13 protein-coding genes are annotated in these 15,219 nt (G+C 60.0%); 2 read left to right on the forward strand and 11 right to left on the reverse strand.

The annotated features are described in order from the left end of the window. Positions 1-136 precede the first annotated feature (136 nt). The 9 genes from purF to pdxB all read right to left on the reverse strand — a co-directional run bounded on the left by purF (position 137) and on the right by pdxB (position 9,231). Entirely contained in the window at positions 137-1,654 is a 1,518-nt protein-coding gene (purF, locus tag GT756_RS17985) for an amidophosphoribosyltransferase (RefSeq protein WP_004180758.1), read from the reverse strand. A 33-nt stretch (positions 1,655-1,687) separates the two neighbouring features. Beyond that, positions 1,688-2,176: a colicin V production protein gene (gene cvpA / locus GT756_RS17990; RefSeq protein WP_002913214.1), complete on the reverse strand. Its 489-nt coding sequence runs from the start codon at positions 2,174-2,176 to the stop codon at positions 1,688-1,690. A gap of 217 nt (positions 2,177-2,393) precedes the next feature. Beyond that, positions 2,394-3,080 carry a cell division protein DedD gene (gene dedD, locus GT756_RS17995; RefSeq protein WP_004201770.1) on the reverse strand — a complete coding sequence of 229 codons (687 nt, stop codon included), beginning with the start codon at positions 3,078-3,080 and terminating at the stop codon, positions 2,394-2,396. Next, positions 3,070-4,338, reverse strand: a complete 1,269-nt coding sequence (gene folC, locus GT756_RS18000; RefSeq protein ID WP_160124974.1) for a bifunctional tetrahydrofolate synthase/dihydrofolate synthase — start codon at positions 4,336-4,338, stop codon at positions 3,070-3,072. Before folC ends, dedD begins: the two co-directional genes overlap by 11 nt. A 75-nt stretch (positions 4,339-4,413) precedes the next feature. Continuing rightward, the gene (gene accD / locus GT756_RS18005; RefSeq protein WP_004201773.1) at positions 4,414-5,334 is read right to left on the reverse strand and encodes an acetyl-CoA carboxylase, carboxyltransferase subunit beta; all 921 of its coding nucleotides are present in this window, start codon (positions 5,332-5,334) and stop codon (positions 4,414-4,416) included. Between the two features lie 185 nt (positions 5,335-5,519). After that, entirely contained in the window at positions 5,520-6,179 is a 660-nt protein-coding gene (locus GT756_RS18010) for a DedA family protein (protein WP_048295251.1), read from the reverse strand. A gap of 26 nt (positions 6,180-6,205) precedes the next feature. Then, a complete protein-coding gene (gene truA, locus GT756_RS18015; RefSeq protein WP_004201775.1) occupies positions 6,206-7,018 on the reverse strand; it encodes a tRNA pseudouridine(38-40) synthase TruA in 813 nt (270 codons plus the stop codon). Further along, on the reverse strand, positions 7,018-8,031 hold the full coding sequence (locus GT756_RS18020; protein WP_004201776.1) for an aspartate-semialdehyde dehydrogenase: 1,014 nt from the start codon (positions 8,029-8,031) through the stop codon (positions 7,018-7,020). Before GT756_RS18020 ends, truA begins: the two co-directional genes overlap by 1 nt. Before the next feature lie 63 nt (positions 8,032-8,094). Next, positions 8,095-9,231 carry a 4-phosphoerythronate dehydrogenase PdxB gene (gene pdxB, locus GT756_RS18025; protein WP_004201779.1) on the reverse strand — a complete coding sequence of 379 codons (1,137 nt, stop codon included), beginning with the start codon at positions 9,229-9,231 and terminating at the stop codon, positions 8,095-8,097. A gap of 110 nt (positions 9,232-9,341) precedes the next feature. Between pdxB and flk the strand changes: the two genes are divergently transcribed. Further along, positions 9,342-10,319 carry a flagella biosynthesis regulator Flk gene (gene flk, locus GT756_RS18030; protein WP_043520216.1) on the forward strand — a complete coding sequence of 326 codons (978 nt, stop codon included), beginning with the start codon at positions 9,342-9,344 and terminating at the stop codon, positions 10,317-10,319. Positions 10,320-10,405: 86 nt separating this feature from the next. Here the strand turns inward: flk and GT756_RS18035 are convergent, their stop codons facing one another. After that, positions 10,406-11,581: an MFS transporter gene (locus GT756_RS18035; protein ID WP_043520214.1), complete on the reverse strand. Its 1,176-nt coding sequence runs from the start codon at positions 11,579-11,581 to the stop codon at positions 10,406-10,408. A 209-nt stretch (positions 11,582-11,790) separates the two neighbouring features. Next, on the reverse strand, positions 11,791-13,011 hold the full coding sequence (fabB, locus tag GT756_RS18040) for a beta-ketoacyl-ACP synthase I (RefSeq protein WP_002913291.1): 1,221 nt from the start codon (positions 13,009-13,011) through the stop codon (positions 11,791-11,793). 158 nt (positions 13,012-13,169) lie between these two features. On the opposite strand from fabB, the gene mnmC reads away from it, so the two are divergent. Beyond that, entirely contained in the window at positions 13,170-15,158 is a 1,989-nt protein-coding gene (gene mnmC / locus GT756_RS18045; RefSeq protein ID WP_160124975.1) for a bifunctional tRNA (5-methylaminomethyl-2-thiouridine)(34)-methyltransferase MnmD/FAD-dependent 5-carboxymethylaminomethyl-2-thiouridine(34) oxidoreductase MnmC, read from the forward strand. Positions 15,159-15,219 lie beyond the last annotated feature (61 nt).

The following is a 15,219-nucleotide window of genomic DNA, read 5'->3' on the forward strand; positions in this document are numbered from 1 at the left end:
TTCTGTTACCCCTTGCGCGTCGTGCCGCAGACTTTGCCGGATTATAGCCGTTGGCGCAACCATTGACGCACCGTTGCCGGGCGAAAAAAAGGCCCGCCGTCCATCAGGAACGGCGGGCCCGCGACGCGTGAACGGCTTAACCCTCGTTGTGCATCTCGAGGTTTTCGACTTCGTTCTGCAGCTGAACCGCTTTGGCATCATCGTTACGCAGGGAATCGAGGTAGTCGAGGTACTGCTGGTCGACATCCCGGGTGACGTACACGCCGTTGAACACAGAACATTCAAACTGCTGAATATCCGGATTTTCCGCGCGCACCGCCTCGATCAGATCGTTGAGATCCTGGAAAATCAGGCCATCGGCGCCGATGATCTGGCGGATCTCATCCACTTCGCGGCCATGAGCGATAAGTTCGTTGGCGGTCGGCATATCGATACCGTACACGTTCGGGAAACGAATTTCCGGCGCGGCTGAGGCCAGATACACTTTTTTCGCCCCTGCTTCGCGCGCCATCTCGATGATCTGCTCCGAGGTGGTGCCGCGAACGATGGAATCGTCCACCAGCAGCACGTTCTTATCGCGGAACTCCGCACGGTTGGCGTTGAGCTTGCGGCGCACAGACTTACGACGCAGCTGCTGGCCAGGCATGATAAATGTGCGGCCGACGTAGCGGTTCTTCACGAAGCCCTGTCGATAAGGCTTGTCGAGGATGCGGGCGATCTCCAGCGCGATATCGCAGGAGGTCTCCGGGATCGGGATAACGACGTCAATATCCAGATCTTCCCACTCGCGGGCAATCTTCTCGCCCAGCTTGGTCCCCATATTAACGCGGGCGCTGTAGACGGAGATTTTGTCGATAAACGAGTCCGGACGGGCAAAATAGACGTACTCGAACAGGCACGGGTTGCTGACCGGGTTATCGGCGCACTGACGGGTAAACAGCTGGCCCTTCTCGGTAATATAAACCGCTTCGCCCGGCGCCACATCGCGCAGGAATTCAAAGCCAAGGGTGTCAAGCGCCACGCTTTCCGAGGCCACCATATACTCGGTGCGGCCATCGCCTACGTCACGTTTGCCCAGCACCAGCGGACGAATGCCGTTCGGGTCGCGGAAGGCCACCATGCCATGACCGATGATCATCGCCACGCAAGCGTACGCGCCGCGGATCAAGCGGTTGGTCGCCGCAATCGCGGCAAAGATGTTATCCGCTTCCAGTGGGTAGTGACGGAAGTTATCCAGCTCACTGGCGAAAATATTGAGGAGGATTTCGGAATCTGAGGTGGTATTGATGTGGCGGCGTTTTTCTTCAAACAGCTTTTTACGCAGCTCATGGGCGTTGGTCAGGTTGCCGTTATGCGCCAACGTGATGCCATACGGCGAGTTGACGTAAAACGGCTGCGCTTCGGAGGCGCTGGAGCTGCCCGCCGTGGGGTAACGCACGTGGCCAATCCCCATATTGCCCTGCATACGCTGCATATGGCGGGCTTCGAATACGTCGCTTACCAGCCCGTTAGCCTTACGCAACCGGAAGCAGTTGTTGGCATCAATGGTGATGATGCCAGCGGCATCCTGTCCACGGTGCTGGAGCACCGTTAGCGCATCATAAATCGACTGGTTAACCGGCATAACACCGGCGATACCGACAATACCGCACATACGTCTTTTCCTCGTTCAGCAACGACCTAAAGTCTATACTTTAGGCAAGAAACTTGACGAGCTTTGCAGGTATTCAAAAAACCATCTGATGACGGGGGTAAAATAGGGAATAAACTGCGACTGATGCCAGTCATCGCTCTTCGCCATCCCGGTAAAGGTGTCAAGGAAGAACAGAATAGCGGCGATGATCAGCACCCCACGTAGCGCGCCGAAGCAGATCCCCAATACCCTGTCGGTACCTGACAAACCGGTTTTCTCCACCAGCTGGCCTATCACATAGTTCACGATAGCGCCAACGATGAGCGTCACGATAAACAGCGCCGCAATAGCAATCCCATTTCGAACCCGTTCATCCTCAAAGCCCGTAAACCAGACAGACAGATCAGCGTAGTAGTGGCTGGCGACATAAAACGCGCAACCCCACGTGACTAACGATAAAGCTTCGCGAACGAAGCCGCGGATCAGGCTGACCAGGCAAGAAAGACCCAGCACCGCCATAATGGCGTAATCAATCCAGACCATATACGTACCACGATTTTACGCCCTGTCGTCCAGTTCGGGGCGCATTCTAACAGAAAAAGAAAACGTTTGCGTAGGGATTTCCTTGCCCTACAGAAATAAAAATGGCGCTGAAAAAACATTCAACGCCAGACTGTCTTTCGCCTCTTCAGGGCGGCTGAGACAGGGTTTACGGGGCGTTTAGCCCCGCCGCGTTCTTTCCGCATCGCGGAAAAAACAATCAGTTCGGGGTGAAGCCCATCACTACCCCGCTGAGCCCGGAGATCTGTTGCAGATCGCCCAGCTGGCCCTTGAGCTTGTCTTTTGACGCATCCGGCCCGACGAGGATACGGGTAATTTTACCCTGTACCGGCGTCGAAGGCGACGTATACACTTTGAAGCCCGACGCCCGCAGTTTACCAACGATCTCGTTCACCTTATCGGCGTTCTTCAACGCGCCCAGCTGAACCACATAGGCTTTGCCGGTCGGCGCCGGCAGGGCCGCCTGCTGCTGCGGTTGTTGCTGCTGTGGCTTAGCAGGCGGTGGCGTTGGCGTCGCGGCCTGCTGTTGCGGCTGCGGCTTCGGCTGAGGTTTAGGCTGGGGTTTCGCGGCCACTACCGGCTCCTGAACGTCATCGAAGCTGTTGCTGTTCACCGGGATACGCGACGGATCTAACGATGGCGCGGCGGCATCGCCCGCCCGCACCTCTTCCGCCGCCCCTTCCGGCGGCTGCGAAGGCAGCGCCTGAGTCGCCGCCGGCAGCATATCCGGTTCATCACGATCGCCCGGTTTCGGCACCAGCGGGATCGCGGCAAACTCATCCTGGTAATGCTTTTTCTGCCCGTCCAGCAGCCCTGGCAGGATAATCACCCCCAGCGCCACCAGCACGATTGTCCCGACTAAACGGTTCTGAAACTTACTCGCCACCGATTCTCCCCGCGTCTATCTCTTCCATAACCTGTGCGACCGTGTGAAACGAACCACACACCAGCACGGTATCTTCCACTTTAGCGTCAGCCATGGCCGCATGCCACGCCTGCGCCACGCTGCTATAGACTGTGCCGCCACGCAAATGTTCCACCAGCTGCTCCGCCGCCGCCCCGCGCGGCCCTTCCAGCGGCGCGCAGTACCAGGCGTCGACTTCCGGGGCCAGATTGGCCAACGTGCCGGCAATGTCCTTATCATGCAGCATACCAATAACCGCCAGCACGCGTCCCGTTTTCGCTAACGTTTTGAGACGCCCGGCGAGATAAGCCGCCGCGTGCGGGTTATGCGCCACATCGAGGATCACCCGCGGGGCGTCGCTGATTATCTGAAAGCGTCCCGGCAGCATCGCGTCGCGGATCCCCGCGCGCAGGATAGCGTCATCCACGGCAAGTCCGCTGGCGCGCAGCGCCGCCACGGCCGTGGCGGCGTTAGGCAACGGCACCTGAGGCAGAGGCAGGCGGCTTAACGCCCCGCCCGCGTCGCGGAAAGACCATGTCTCGCCTTCCACCTCATAGCGCCAGTCGACGCCGCGGCGCTGGAGCAGGGCGCCCTTCTCGCTCGCCACTTCAGCAATGGTGTGCGGCATATCCGGCTCCCCTACTAGCGCCGGTTTTCCGGCACGGAAGATACCGGCTTTCTCCCGGCCGATACTTTCGCGATCCGGTCCCAGCCAGTCGGTATGATCGAGAGCGATGCTGGTAACCACGGCGACATCGGCATCCACGATATTAGTGGCGTCGAGACGGCCGCCGAGCCCCACCTCCAGGATCACCACATCCAGCTGCGCCTGCTTAAACAACCATAGCGCAGAGAGCGTGCCGTACTCAAAGTAGGTCAGCGAGATGTCGCCCCGCGCCGCTTCAATCTCCGCAAACGAGGCCGTATGCGCCGCCTCCGGCAGTTCCGCTCCCTGAATGCGCACGCGTTCGGTGTAACGCACCAGATGCGGAGAGCTGTAGACCCCCACTTTATAGCCGGCCGCCATCAGGACGGTTTCCAGCGTGCGGCAGGTGGTGCCTTTGCCATTGGTGCCCGCGACCGTAAAGACGAACGGCGCCGGTTTGACGATATCCATCTGCCGCGCGACCTCGCTGACGCGCGCCAGCCCCAGGTCGATGGTTTTACTGTGCAGATGTTCCAGATAAGAAAGCCACGTAGCCAGGGGCGACGTGGCCTGAGGAATAGGATCTTTTTCCATGATGCCCGCAAGAATTGACGGTTAACGCGTATGAATAAAAAAGGGCAGCGCCGCCAGGCCCTGCCCTCTGCTTTATCAGGCCTCGGGTTCCTGATCCGGTGCCGGCGGCACCACCACGCCTTCATGAGGCGTTTCCGAAGCGGCAACCGGCGCCGGCAGGTTCATCAGCTTCGCCAGAATGCTGGCCAGCTTGAGACGCATTTCCGGACGGCGAACGATCATATCGATCGCCCCTTTTTCAATCAGGAACTCACTGCGCTGGAATCCCGGCGGCAGCTTCTCACGTACGGTCTGCTCAATGACGCGAGGACCGGCAAAGCCGATCAGCGCTTTCGGCTCGGCAATGTTCAGGTCACCCAGCATCGCAAAGCTCGCCGATACGCCGCCCATGGTCGGGTCGGTCAGCACAGAGATGTACGGTAATCCGCGCTCCTGCATTTTCGCCAGCGCCGCGGAGGTTTTCGCCATCTGCATCAGCGACATCAGCGCTTCCTGCATACGGGCGCCACCGGAGGCGGAGAAGCAGATCAGCGGGCAGTTATCTTCCAGCGCCTGCTCCACCGCGCGCACAAAGCGTGCGCCAACGACGGAACCCATCGACCCCCCCATAAAGGAGAATTCAAAAGCGGCGGCCACAACCGGCATCGCGTAGAGCGTACCTTTCATTACCACCAGCGCGTCTTTCTCGCCCGTCTCTTTTTGAGCGGACGCCAGGCGGTCTTTGTATTTTTTTGAATCGCGGAACTTCAGCACATCTTTTGGCTCAAGTTCGCTTCCCAGTTCCACCAGAGAACCTTCATCCAACAGGCTATGCAGGCGATTACGCGCCGACATGCGCATATGGTGATCGCACTTAGGACAAACCTCCAGGTTGCGCTCCAGCTCGGCGCGGTAGAGTACCTGACCGCAGCTGTCGCACTTGGTCCATACACCCTCAGGAATGCTCGCCTTGCGGGTGGGAGTGATGTTGCTTTTAATTCGTTCAATCCAGCTCATTGATAACCTTTCTGCCTGAACCTGGTCGATGCCAGTTTTGTCGTAAGGGGCGCATAATGCCATTTTTGCCTCTTACAGACCATGAATGTTGCACATTAAATCATATCATCCCGGAACATGGGATAAAAAAGTGGTCAAACCGCTGCGCGTGACGCTCTGCACCGTCACGCGCAACACAGGCTAAACTACTTCGCCTGCTTCGTCGCCGCCCGCTTATGGCGAATAATCTCAATCACGCCCGGCAGGACGGAAAGCACGATGATCGCCACGATCAGCAGCTTAAGGTTCTCCTGCACCACCGGCAGATCGCCAAACAGATAACCGGCGTAGGTGAACAGCAGCACCCACAGCAGCGCCCCGACGACGTTATAGGCCGCAAAATGACGATAGGACATATGCCCCATTCCCGCCACAAACGGCGCGAAGGTTCGGACTATCGGCACAAAGCGCGCGAGGATAATGGTTTTTCCGCCGTGACGTTCGTAGAAGCTATGGGTTTTATCCAGATAGCTGCGACGGAAAATCTTCGAGTTCGGATTGCTGAACAGCTTTTCGCCGAACAGCCGGCCAATGGTGTAGTTGACCGCATCGCCGACGATCGCCGCGATGACCATCAGCAATACCATCAGATGGACATTAAGATCGTTGGTGGGCAGGGCCGAGAGCGCGCCCGCGACGAACAGCAGGGAATCTCCCGGCAGAAACGGCGTCACCACCAGCCCGGTTTCGCAGAACAGAATCAAAAACAGAATGGCATAAACCCAGACGCCGTACTGGGCGACCAGCTCGGCCAGGTGCACATCAATATGCAGGATGAAATCAATTAAAAAGTGAATCAAGTCCATGTTTGTCTTTACCCTTAATGACCCTATTAGTCCGCCAGAAACAGCGGGCCCATTGGCAGCACCGGTAAATCATAATGGGCCGGGTAATCCACCGACACCAGATACAACCCTTCCGCTTTTGCCGTTGCCGCAGCGAGCGTCCTGTCTTTTGCTGCCAGCAGTTCTGCCATCCAGCTCTCCGGCTGGTTTCCGGCCCCGATTTCCATCAGGCTGCCCACAATATTCCTGACCATATGATGTACAAAGGCATTCGCTTTGATATCCACCACCACATAAGCGCCGTAACGGGTAACGTTAATGTGCATCACGTTGCGCCACGGGGTTCGCGACTGGCACTGCACTGCGCGAAACGAGGTAAAGTCATTCTCCCCCAGCAGACACTGCGCGGCGCGCTGCATGCGCGCGGCGTCGAGCGGCTGGTGAAAATGCGTGACGCCATGACTCAATACCGCCGGACGCAGGCGATGATTATAGATGACGTAACGATAGCGGCGCGCCGTGGCGCTGAACCGGGCATGAAAATCCGCCGGTACATGTTTGACCCAACGCACCGCGATGTCACCAGGTAAATTCGCATTTACCCCCAGCGTCCAGGCGGCATCTTTACGCTGCGCCCGGGTTTCGAAATGCACCACCTGGCCGGTGCCATGGACACCGGCGTCGGTGCGGCCGGCGCAAAAGACGGTAATCGGTTCGTTCGCCACCTGCGAGAGCGCCTTTTCCAGCTTCTCCTGCACGCTGCGCACTTCGTTTTGCCGCTGCCAGCCGTAATATTTGCTACCGTCGTACTCGATGCCCAGCGCGATTTTACAGACCGGCTGTTGCTCCATCTCAGACATCAGTACAGGTACTCCTCAATCAGCTTCTCGGCGATCTTCACCGCCATCAGCGCGCCGCCGAAGCGGACGTTATCCGCCACCGACCAGAACTGGACCTGCTCCGGCATGCCGTAGTCATTATGCACGCAGCCGATGGAGAGACGGGCGTTACCGGAGGCGTCGCCAACCTGAGTGGGGAATTCGCCCTCTTCAGACAGTTCGATCTCCTCGCCGCGGGTAAAGGCGTCACGCGCCTCTTCCGCCGCCAGCGGACGCATCGCTTCAAAGTTCACCATCTGCGCATGGCCGTAGAAGACCGGTGACTGGACGACGCTGGCGGAGATCATCAGCCCGTCATCCTGCAGAATTTTGCGCGCTTCATCGACGATACGGCGCTCTTCGCGCACGCTACCTTCACGATCCGGCAGCAGCGGCAGCATGTTGAACGCCAGCTGGCGGCCAAAGAAATCGTCTTCATCGATGGGGATGCCGTTCAACAGCTTGGCGCTCTGCCCTGCCAGCGCATCCACCGCTTTTTTCCCCTGCCCTGAGGCGGAGAGGAGGTTAGTGACGCTAATGCGCGACAGTCCACCCTGATCGATAAGCGGCTTGAGCGCCGTCAGCAGCTGGCTGGTCAGACTGTTGGGCACCGCAATCAGATTGCGGTTGCGATAATCGCCTAACACAAACGGGTTCACGTCCGGCACCACCAGCGGTACGTCCGGCTCCAGCGCAAACAGGCCGCTGAGATCGATAACCAGACACCCGGCGTTTGTCGCATCTTCGACATACGCCGCACTGGCTTCTGCGCCTGCGGCAAAGAAAGCCAGCTGGGCCTGGGTCCAGTCAAACTCGGCGGCGTCCTTGACGATCACCGACTTGCCACCAAAACGCAGATGTTCGCCCGCGCTTTCATTGCGCGCCAGAGCAAAAATCTCCCCCACCGGGAACTGGCGTTCAGCAAGAGTTTCGAGCAGGGCTTCGCCTACGGCGCCCGTTGCGCCCAGTACGGCAATATTCCAGCCTTCAGACATGGTGGTTTACTCCAGAAATAAAGCGGCCCTGCCGGAGTATCCGGCAGGGGCATTAAGAAGACATTAACGAACAGGATGATGCACGGCGTTAAAACCGAGCTGGCGCAACAGGGCCGCCGCCTGCTCATCGCTGCACTGCACGTACAGCGAAGACCATTCGCGACGTTCCTGATAATTTTTACGCAGCTTGTCGAATTCACCGGCGACGCCCGCCACCTTCCGCAGCGGCGCATCATCGCGGCGCACATCATACACCAAATGAACCAGTCTTTTCAGCGTCGGCTGATCGAGCGGGCCATGCAGGGTGATGCGGCCAAACTCCGGGGCCGGCAACAGGGTATCCAGCGCCACCTGCTGCGGATGGCCGATAAAGGCGCTATAGGCTTCGAACACCTGCGTCGTCCCGCGCGCCTTCCCTTCAAGGGTATAGCCGGCGATATGCGCCGTGCCGATATCCACTCGCTTAAGAAGCTCTACGTTGAGATCCGGCTCCGGCTCCCAAACGTCCAGCACCACGCTCAGGGACTGACCGGCTTCCAGCCGTTTCAGCAATGCAGCGTTATCCACCACCGGCCCGCGGCAGGCGTTGATCAAAATCGTTCCGGGCTTCAGGCGGCTAATCAGCGCCTCATCCGCCAGATGCAGGGTTTTATATTGCCCTTCTTTATACAGCGGGGTATGGAAGGTGATGACATCAGCTTGCTGGACCAGATCGTCGAGGGAGCGGAAGTCGCCTTCGTCGCCGCGGTCGGCACGCGGGGGATCGCAAAGCAGGGTTTTGATACCCAACGCCTCCAGGCGCTTTTGCAGCCGCCCGCCGACGTTACCGACGCCGACGATCCCGACGGTGCGATCGCGCAGCGCGAAGCCGTCACGTTCGGCCAGCATCAGCAGCGCTGAAAAGACATACTCCACCACCGCGATAGCGTTGCAGCCGGGCGCCGCGGAGAAACCAATCCCCGCCTGCTGCAGCCACGCCTGATCGACATGATCGGTGCCTGCGGTCGCGGTGCCGACGAACCTGATGGCCTTGCCGGCAAGCAATGCTTCATTGACCCGGGTGACCGAGCGCACCATTAAGGCATCCGCATCGGTCAGGGCATCGGCCGGAACCGGGCGGCCCGGGATCGCCTGCACGTCGCCTAAACGGCTAAAGAGCTCACGGGCATAGGGCATATTTTCATCAACGAGGATTTTCACAGTTCAGTACCTGTCTGAGAACGAGAGTTAACCGGGGAAGTGTGCCATAATCTGGCCGCCAGGCATACTCATCACCTGGTTCCAGTACCGCGATATCGAAAGGATGAATCATGACGCACCCCCTTGCAGATATGCCAGACCGTCCTCCTGGGCGAGGCCCATCAGGCACTGCCGCCACCGGCGAACCTTCGCTTTCCATGCAGCAACGCACCGTCCTGGAGCGATTGATCACGCGCCTGGTGGCGCTGACCTCGCAGCAGAATGCGGAAGTGTGGGCCTGCGTCAAACATGATCTCGGACTAAAAGGCGACACGCCCCTGCTGGCCCGCCATTTCAGCGCCGCAGAGGCCAGTCTCAACCAGCGCTTAGCCGCCGCGCAGGACAATCATCATCATCGCCAGACCCTGGCGCAGCTCAGCGATCTGCTCGGCCAGGGCAATAACCGTCAGGCGGTGAGCGATTATATTCGTCAGCATTATGGGCAAACGGCGCTGCATGCCCTCAGCCAGACGCAACTGGAGCACATTCTGCATCTGCTGCAGCGTGGTCAGCTGTCTATCCCGCAGCCGCAGCAGCGCCCGCCGACCCTCCGCCCGCTGTTGCCAGCCGAGCACAACACGCTCAATCAGCTGGTGACGAAGCTGGCGGCCGCCACCGGCGAACCAAGCAAGCTGATTTGGCAGTCCATGCTGGAACTTTGCGGCGTCAAGTCAGGGGAGCTGATCCCGGCGACGCACTTCACGCCGCTTTCCTACTGGCTACAGGCGCGGCAGACCCTCAGCGCGCAAACCGCGCCGACGCTGACCTCACTGCAGGGGGCGCTCAAGCAGCCGCTTGAGACCGCAGAGTGGCAGAAGATTGTCGACTTTGCCCGTCGCAACTGGCAGGTTACGCCGCAGACCACGCTGAGCCCGGCGCAGATCCTGGCGCTGTTGAACAAGGTGTTTGTGCTGCGGGTAGCCCGCGCCCAGGAGACGCTGGCGATCCCGCAGGAGGAGCCCGTGACCCGGCGGACATGGGCCGCTAAGCCCTGGCAGCTGGCGCTGGGAGCGGTTGTCCTGCTCCTGGTGCTGTGGCTCCTGCTGTAGCCCAGCAGGCACAGGTGGCGTTTACGGCTCCCTTTCATGCCAAACGCCACGGTGTTGACTACAGCGGTTTCAGGCCGGACAACAACCTAGCGGCGAAATGAGATGAGGGTGACGAGGATCCCCAGCGCCGCGCAGAGGGCGCCGGCAAGAAATACCGACGAGTAGCCCAGCGAAGTGGCCAGTAGACCGGTCAGCGGCCCGGTCAGGCCATAAGAGATATCCTGAAAGGCCGCATAGCCGCCGAGCGCAGTGCCGCGCACCTGCGCCGGGACGCGCTTCACCACCTCCACGCCAAGCGACGGGAAAATAAGCGAACAGCCGCATCCGGTCAGCGCCGCGCCGGCCAGCGCTACCCAGACGCCCGACGCCAGCCCCAGCAGCGTCAGACCGACCGCCTCTATCAGCAGCGAGACCATCGCCACTTTAACGCCGCCAAACCGATCCGGCATCCAGCCGAACAGCACCCGCATCAGCACAAAAGCGCCGCCAAACGCCGTCAGGGTAAAGCCGGCCATCGGCCAGTGATGGCTGGCAAAATAGAGGGAGACGAAGGTGCCGATCACCGCAAAGCCGACGCCCTGCAGGCCCAGACCAATCCCCGGCCGCCAGATCATGCCGATGACGCTCCACAGTGAAGGCCGCTCGCCTCCGTGCGCCGCCACTTTGCGCACCGTCCCGTTGATGAGCCAGGCGACGAGCGGCAGTGTCATGGTGACGCAGGCGAGGACCGCCACGCCAAAATGGCTATATATTAACAATCCCAGCGGGGCGCCCACCGCCAGCGAACCGTACATCGCCATGCCGTTCCATGACATCACTTTGCCGGAGCGGGCCGGCCCCACCAGGCCCATCCCCCAGCTCAGGTTGCCGGTCAGCAGCTGGCTTTCGCCAAACCCGAGGATCAGGCGGCCCAGCAGCAACAGGCCCAACTTCGCGAACACCGGCAGCGGCAGCAGCGCAGCGGCCAGCCAGGCCGCACCGGCCAGGGCGCAGGCCAGCATCCCCTGCAGGACGGAACGTTTGGCGCCGTACTGGTCTGCCAGACGCCCGGCGTAGCCGCGGGTCAGAACGGTGGCGAGGAACTGGATCCCCACCGCCACGCCGACCACAGTGTTACCAAATCCCAGCTCCTGATGGACAAATAGCGGGATCACCGGCAGCGGCAAACCGACGGTCATATAGGTCAAAAAGACGGCGAATGTAATGCGAAAAAGCGAAAAATTCGCGGAAGAATGAGATGTTGTTTCAGTGACTGCGGACATGCATTACTCCAGATTCGCAGAGTAAGGCGAGCAAAGCGACACGCCCCCTCCACCTGACTATCAGGGTTAAGGCGCGTTGGTTGACGTTAAACGCTTACGCATTAGTGGAGAGACTAATGGATTCGCCAGCAGTGTGCCTGCGGGACCTTACCCTGTCAAGATGACAAAAAAGGGGAGCCGGTGGCTCCCCTCAGTGCATCGAGTGCTGATTAGGCGTTGTATTTACGCATCACCAGCGTGGCGTTGGTGCCGCCGAAGCCGAAGCTGTTGGACATCACGGTGGTCAGCTTAGCGTCAGTCGGTTTGGTGACGATGTTCAGGCCGGCTGCCTGCTCGTCCAGCTCTTCGACGTTGATGCTCGGCGCGATAAAGCCGTGCTCCAGCATCAGCAGGGAGTAGATAGCTTCCTGTACGCCCGCCGCGCCCAGCGAGTGGCCGGTCATCGCTTTGGTCGCCGAGATAGCCGGGCTGTTATCGCCGAACACTTCGCGGATCGCGCCCAGCTCTTTCACGTCGCCGACCGGCGTGGAGGTGCCGTGAGAGTTCAGGTAGTCGATCGGGGTATCCACGCCGTGCATCGCCATCTGCATACAGCGCACTGCGCCTTCACCCGATGGAGCTACCATGTCTGCGCCATCGGAGGTTGCGCCATAGCCGACGATTTCGGCATAGATGTGCGCGCCGCGCGCCAGAGCATGTTCCAGCTCTTCCACCACGACCATACCGCCGCCGCCGGCGATAACGAAGCCGTCACGGTTGGCGTCATAGGTGCGGGAGGCTTTTTCTGGAGTGTCGTTGTATTTGGTGGACAGCGCGCCCATGGCGTCGAACTCGCAGGCCATTTCCCAGCACAGTTCTTCGCCGCCGCCGGCAAAGACGATATCCTGTTTGCCCAGCTGAATCTGCTCTACCGCATTACCGATGCAGTGTGCGGAAGTGGCGCAGGCGGAGCTGATGGAGTAGTTAACGCCGTGGATTTTAAACGGCGTGGCGAGGCAGGCGGAAACGCCGGAAGCCATCGCTTTGGTGACCACATACGGACCCACGGCTTTCAGACCACGCGGGCTACGCATGGCATCAGCGCCGAAGACCTGGAATTTCGGGGAGCCGCCGCCGGAGCCTGCGATCAGGCCGACACGCGGGTTATTCTGGTATGCTTCCGGCGCCAGACCTGCGTCGGCAACGGCCTGTTCCATGGACAGGTAAGCATAGATGGAGGCGTCGCTCATGAAGCGCACTACTTTGCGGTCAATGAGGCCAGTGGTATCCAGTTTAACGTTGCCCCATACGTGGCTGCGCATCCCTGAATCTTTAAGCTCCTGAGAGAAAGTGATCCCTGAACGTCCTTCACGCAGAGATGCCAGGACTTCCTGCTGGTTATTACCGATGCTGGAAACGATGCCCAAGCCAGTAATCACTGCACGTTTCATTAAATACCTCTGTAAGTCGCACTATTTTAAGTTTCGTGTCGCACAATAGCGTACACTTGTACGCCGAACAAGTCCGATCAGACATTTTGTGTATAAATTTGCGCCCTCAGGCACACATCGCTAAGATCGCGCTACGCCTTGTGATTCGAGTAACTTACGTGAAACAAAACGCTATACAACCCGCCAACCTGGAATTCAATGCTGAGGGTACACCTGTTTCCCGAGATTTCGACGATGTTTACTTTTCCAATGACAACGGTCTGGAAGAGACGCGCTACGTCTTTCTCGGCGGAAATCGCCTGCCGGAGCGCTTCTCCAGCCACCCTCGCCCGCTGTTGATCGTCGCGGAGAGCGGCTTCGGCACCGGGCTCAATTTCCTCACCCTCTGGCAGGCGTTTGACGTTTTTGTTCGCGATAACCCGGACGTTACCCTGCAAAGGTTACATTTCATCAGTTTTGAGAAATATCCGCTGAAGGCGGAAGATCTCCGCCTGGCGCACCAGCGCTGGCCAGAGCTGGCCCCATGGGCAGAACAGCTGCAGGCGCAATGGCCTTCGGCCTTCGCCGGGTGCCATCGTCTGCTGCTCGACGGCGGACGGGTGACGCTCGATCTGTGGTTTGGCGATATCAACGAGCTGACCAGAGAGCTGGATGATTCGCTGAATCAGCAGGTGGACGCCTGGTTTCTCGACGGCTTTGCCCCGGCGAAAAATCCCGACATGTGGACCCAGGATCTGTTCAATGCCATGGCGCGCCTGGCGCGTCCCGGCGGAACGCTGGCCACTTTTACCTCCGCCGGTTTTGTCCGCCGCGGCCTGCAGGAAGCCGGATTTACCCTGCGTAAAACCAAGGGCTTCGGCCGCAAACGGGAGATGCTGACCGGCGAGATGGCGCAAACGCTGGCCTTTCCGGCGCGCGCGCCCTGGTTCGCCCGCCGAGGCAGCGAGGCCCGCGAAGCGGCCATCGTCGGCGGCGGTATCGCCAGCGCCCTGCTCTCCCTGGCGCTGCTGCGTCGCGGCTGGCAGGTGACCCTCTACTGCGCGGACGACGCCCCGGCGCAGGGCGCCTCCGGTAATCGCCAGGGCGCGCTCTACCCGCTGTTAAGCCAGCACGATCCGGCGCTGGCGCGCTTTTTCCCGGCCGCCTTTACCTTCGCCCGCCGCACCTACGACGCGCTGCCGGTGCTGTTCGATCATCAATGGTGCGGGGTCACCCAGCTTGGCTGGGATGAAAAAAGCGCGCACAAAATCGCCCAGATGCTGGCCCTGGAGTTGCCCCCTGATATCGCCTGCGCGGTGACGGCGGATCAGGCCGCGGAGCTGACCGGCGTCGAGACCGGCTGCGGCGGCATAACCTATCCGGCCGGCGGTTGGCTGTGTCCACAGCAGCTCACCGCCGAGCTGCTGGCGCTGGCGGCAACTCGCGGTCTGCACGTGCATTATGGTTATCAGGTCGAGACGCTGAGTGCAGAAGGCGATGGCTGGCTGCTCAACCACCAGCGCTATCATCAGGCGGTCGTGCTGGCCAACGGCCACCGCATCGCGGATTTTGCGCAAACCGCGCCGTTGCCCGTTTATCCCGTGGGTGGCCAGGTCAGCCATATACCCACCACCCCGCGGCTTTCCGCCTTGCGCCAGGTGCTGTGCTACGATGGCTACCTGACGCCGCAGAATCCGCAAAACCAGCAGCATTGTATTGGCGCCAGCTACCATCGCGGCAAAACCGACACCACCTTCAGCGAAGAAGATCAGCAGCACAACCGGCAACGGCTGATCGACTGCTTCCCGGGCGCGGAGTGGCCGCAGGACGTGGATATCAGCGCCAGTGACGCCCGCTGCGGCGTGCGCTGCGCCACCCGCGATCATCTGCCGATGGTCGGCAACGTCCCGGACTATGCGGCGACATTGACGCAATACGCCGACCTCCACGAACGGCAGGATAGCGCCGGTAACGCGCCGGTCTTTCATAACCTGTTTATGCTTGGCGCCCTCGGATCGCGAGGCATTTGCACCGCGCCGTTAAGCGCTGAGATACTGGCGGCGCAGATGAGCGCTGAACCACTGCCGCTGGATAGCGACACCCTGGCGGCGCTGAATCCGAATCGGCTATGGGTGAGAAAACTGCTGAAGGGAAAAGCGGTGAAATAAAACCATGAGGGCAGGCAATTTCCCGGGTACGGCTGACGCCTGACCCGGGCTACAACATGGC

The organism is Klebsiella sp. Q2, assembly GCF_009900705.1.
In the GTDB taxonomy this organism is placed as follows: Bacteria; Pseudomonadota; Gammaproteobacteria; order Enterobacterales; family Enterobacteriaceae; genus Klebsiella; species Klebsiella quasipneumoniae.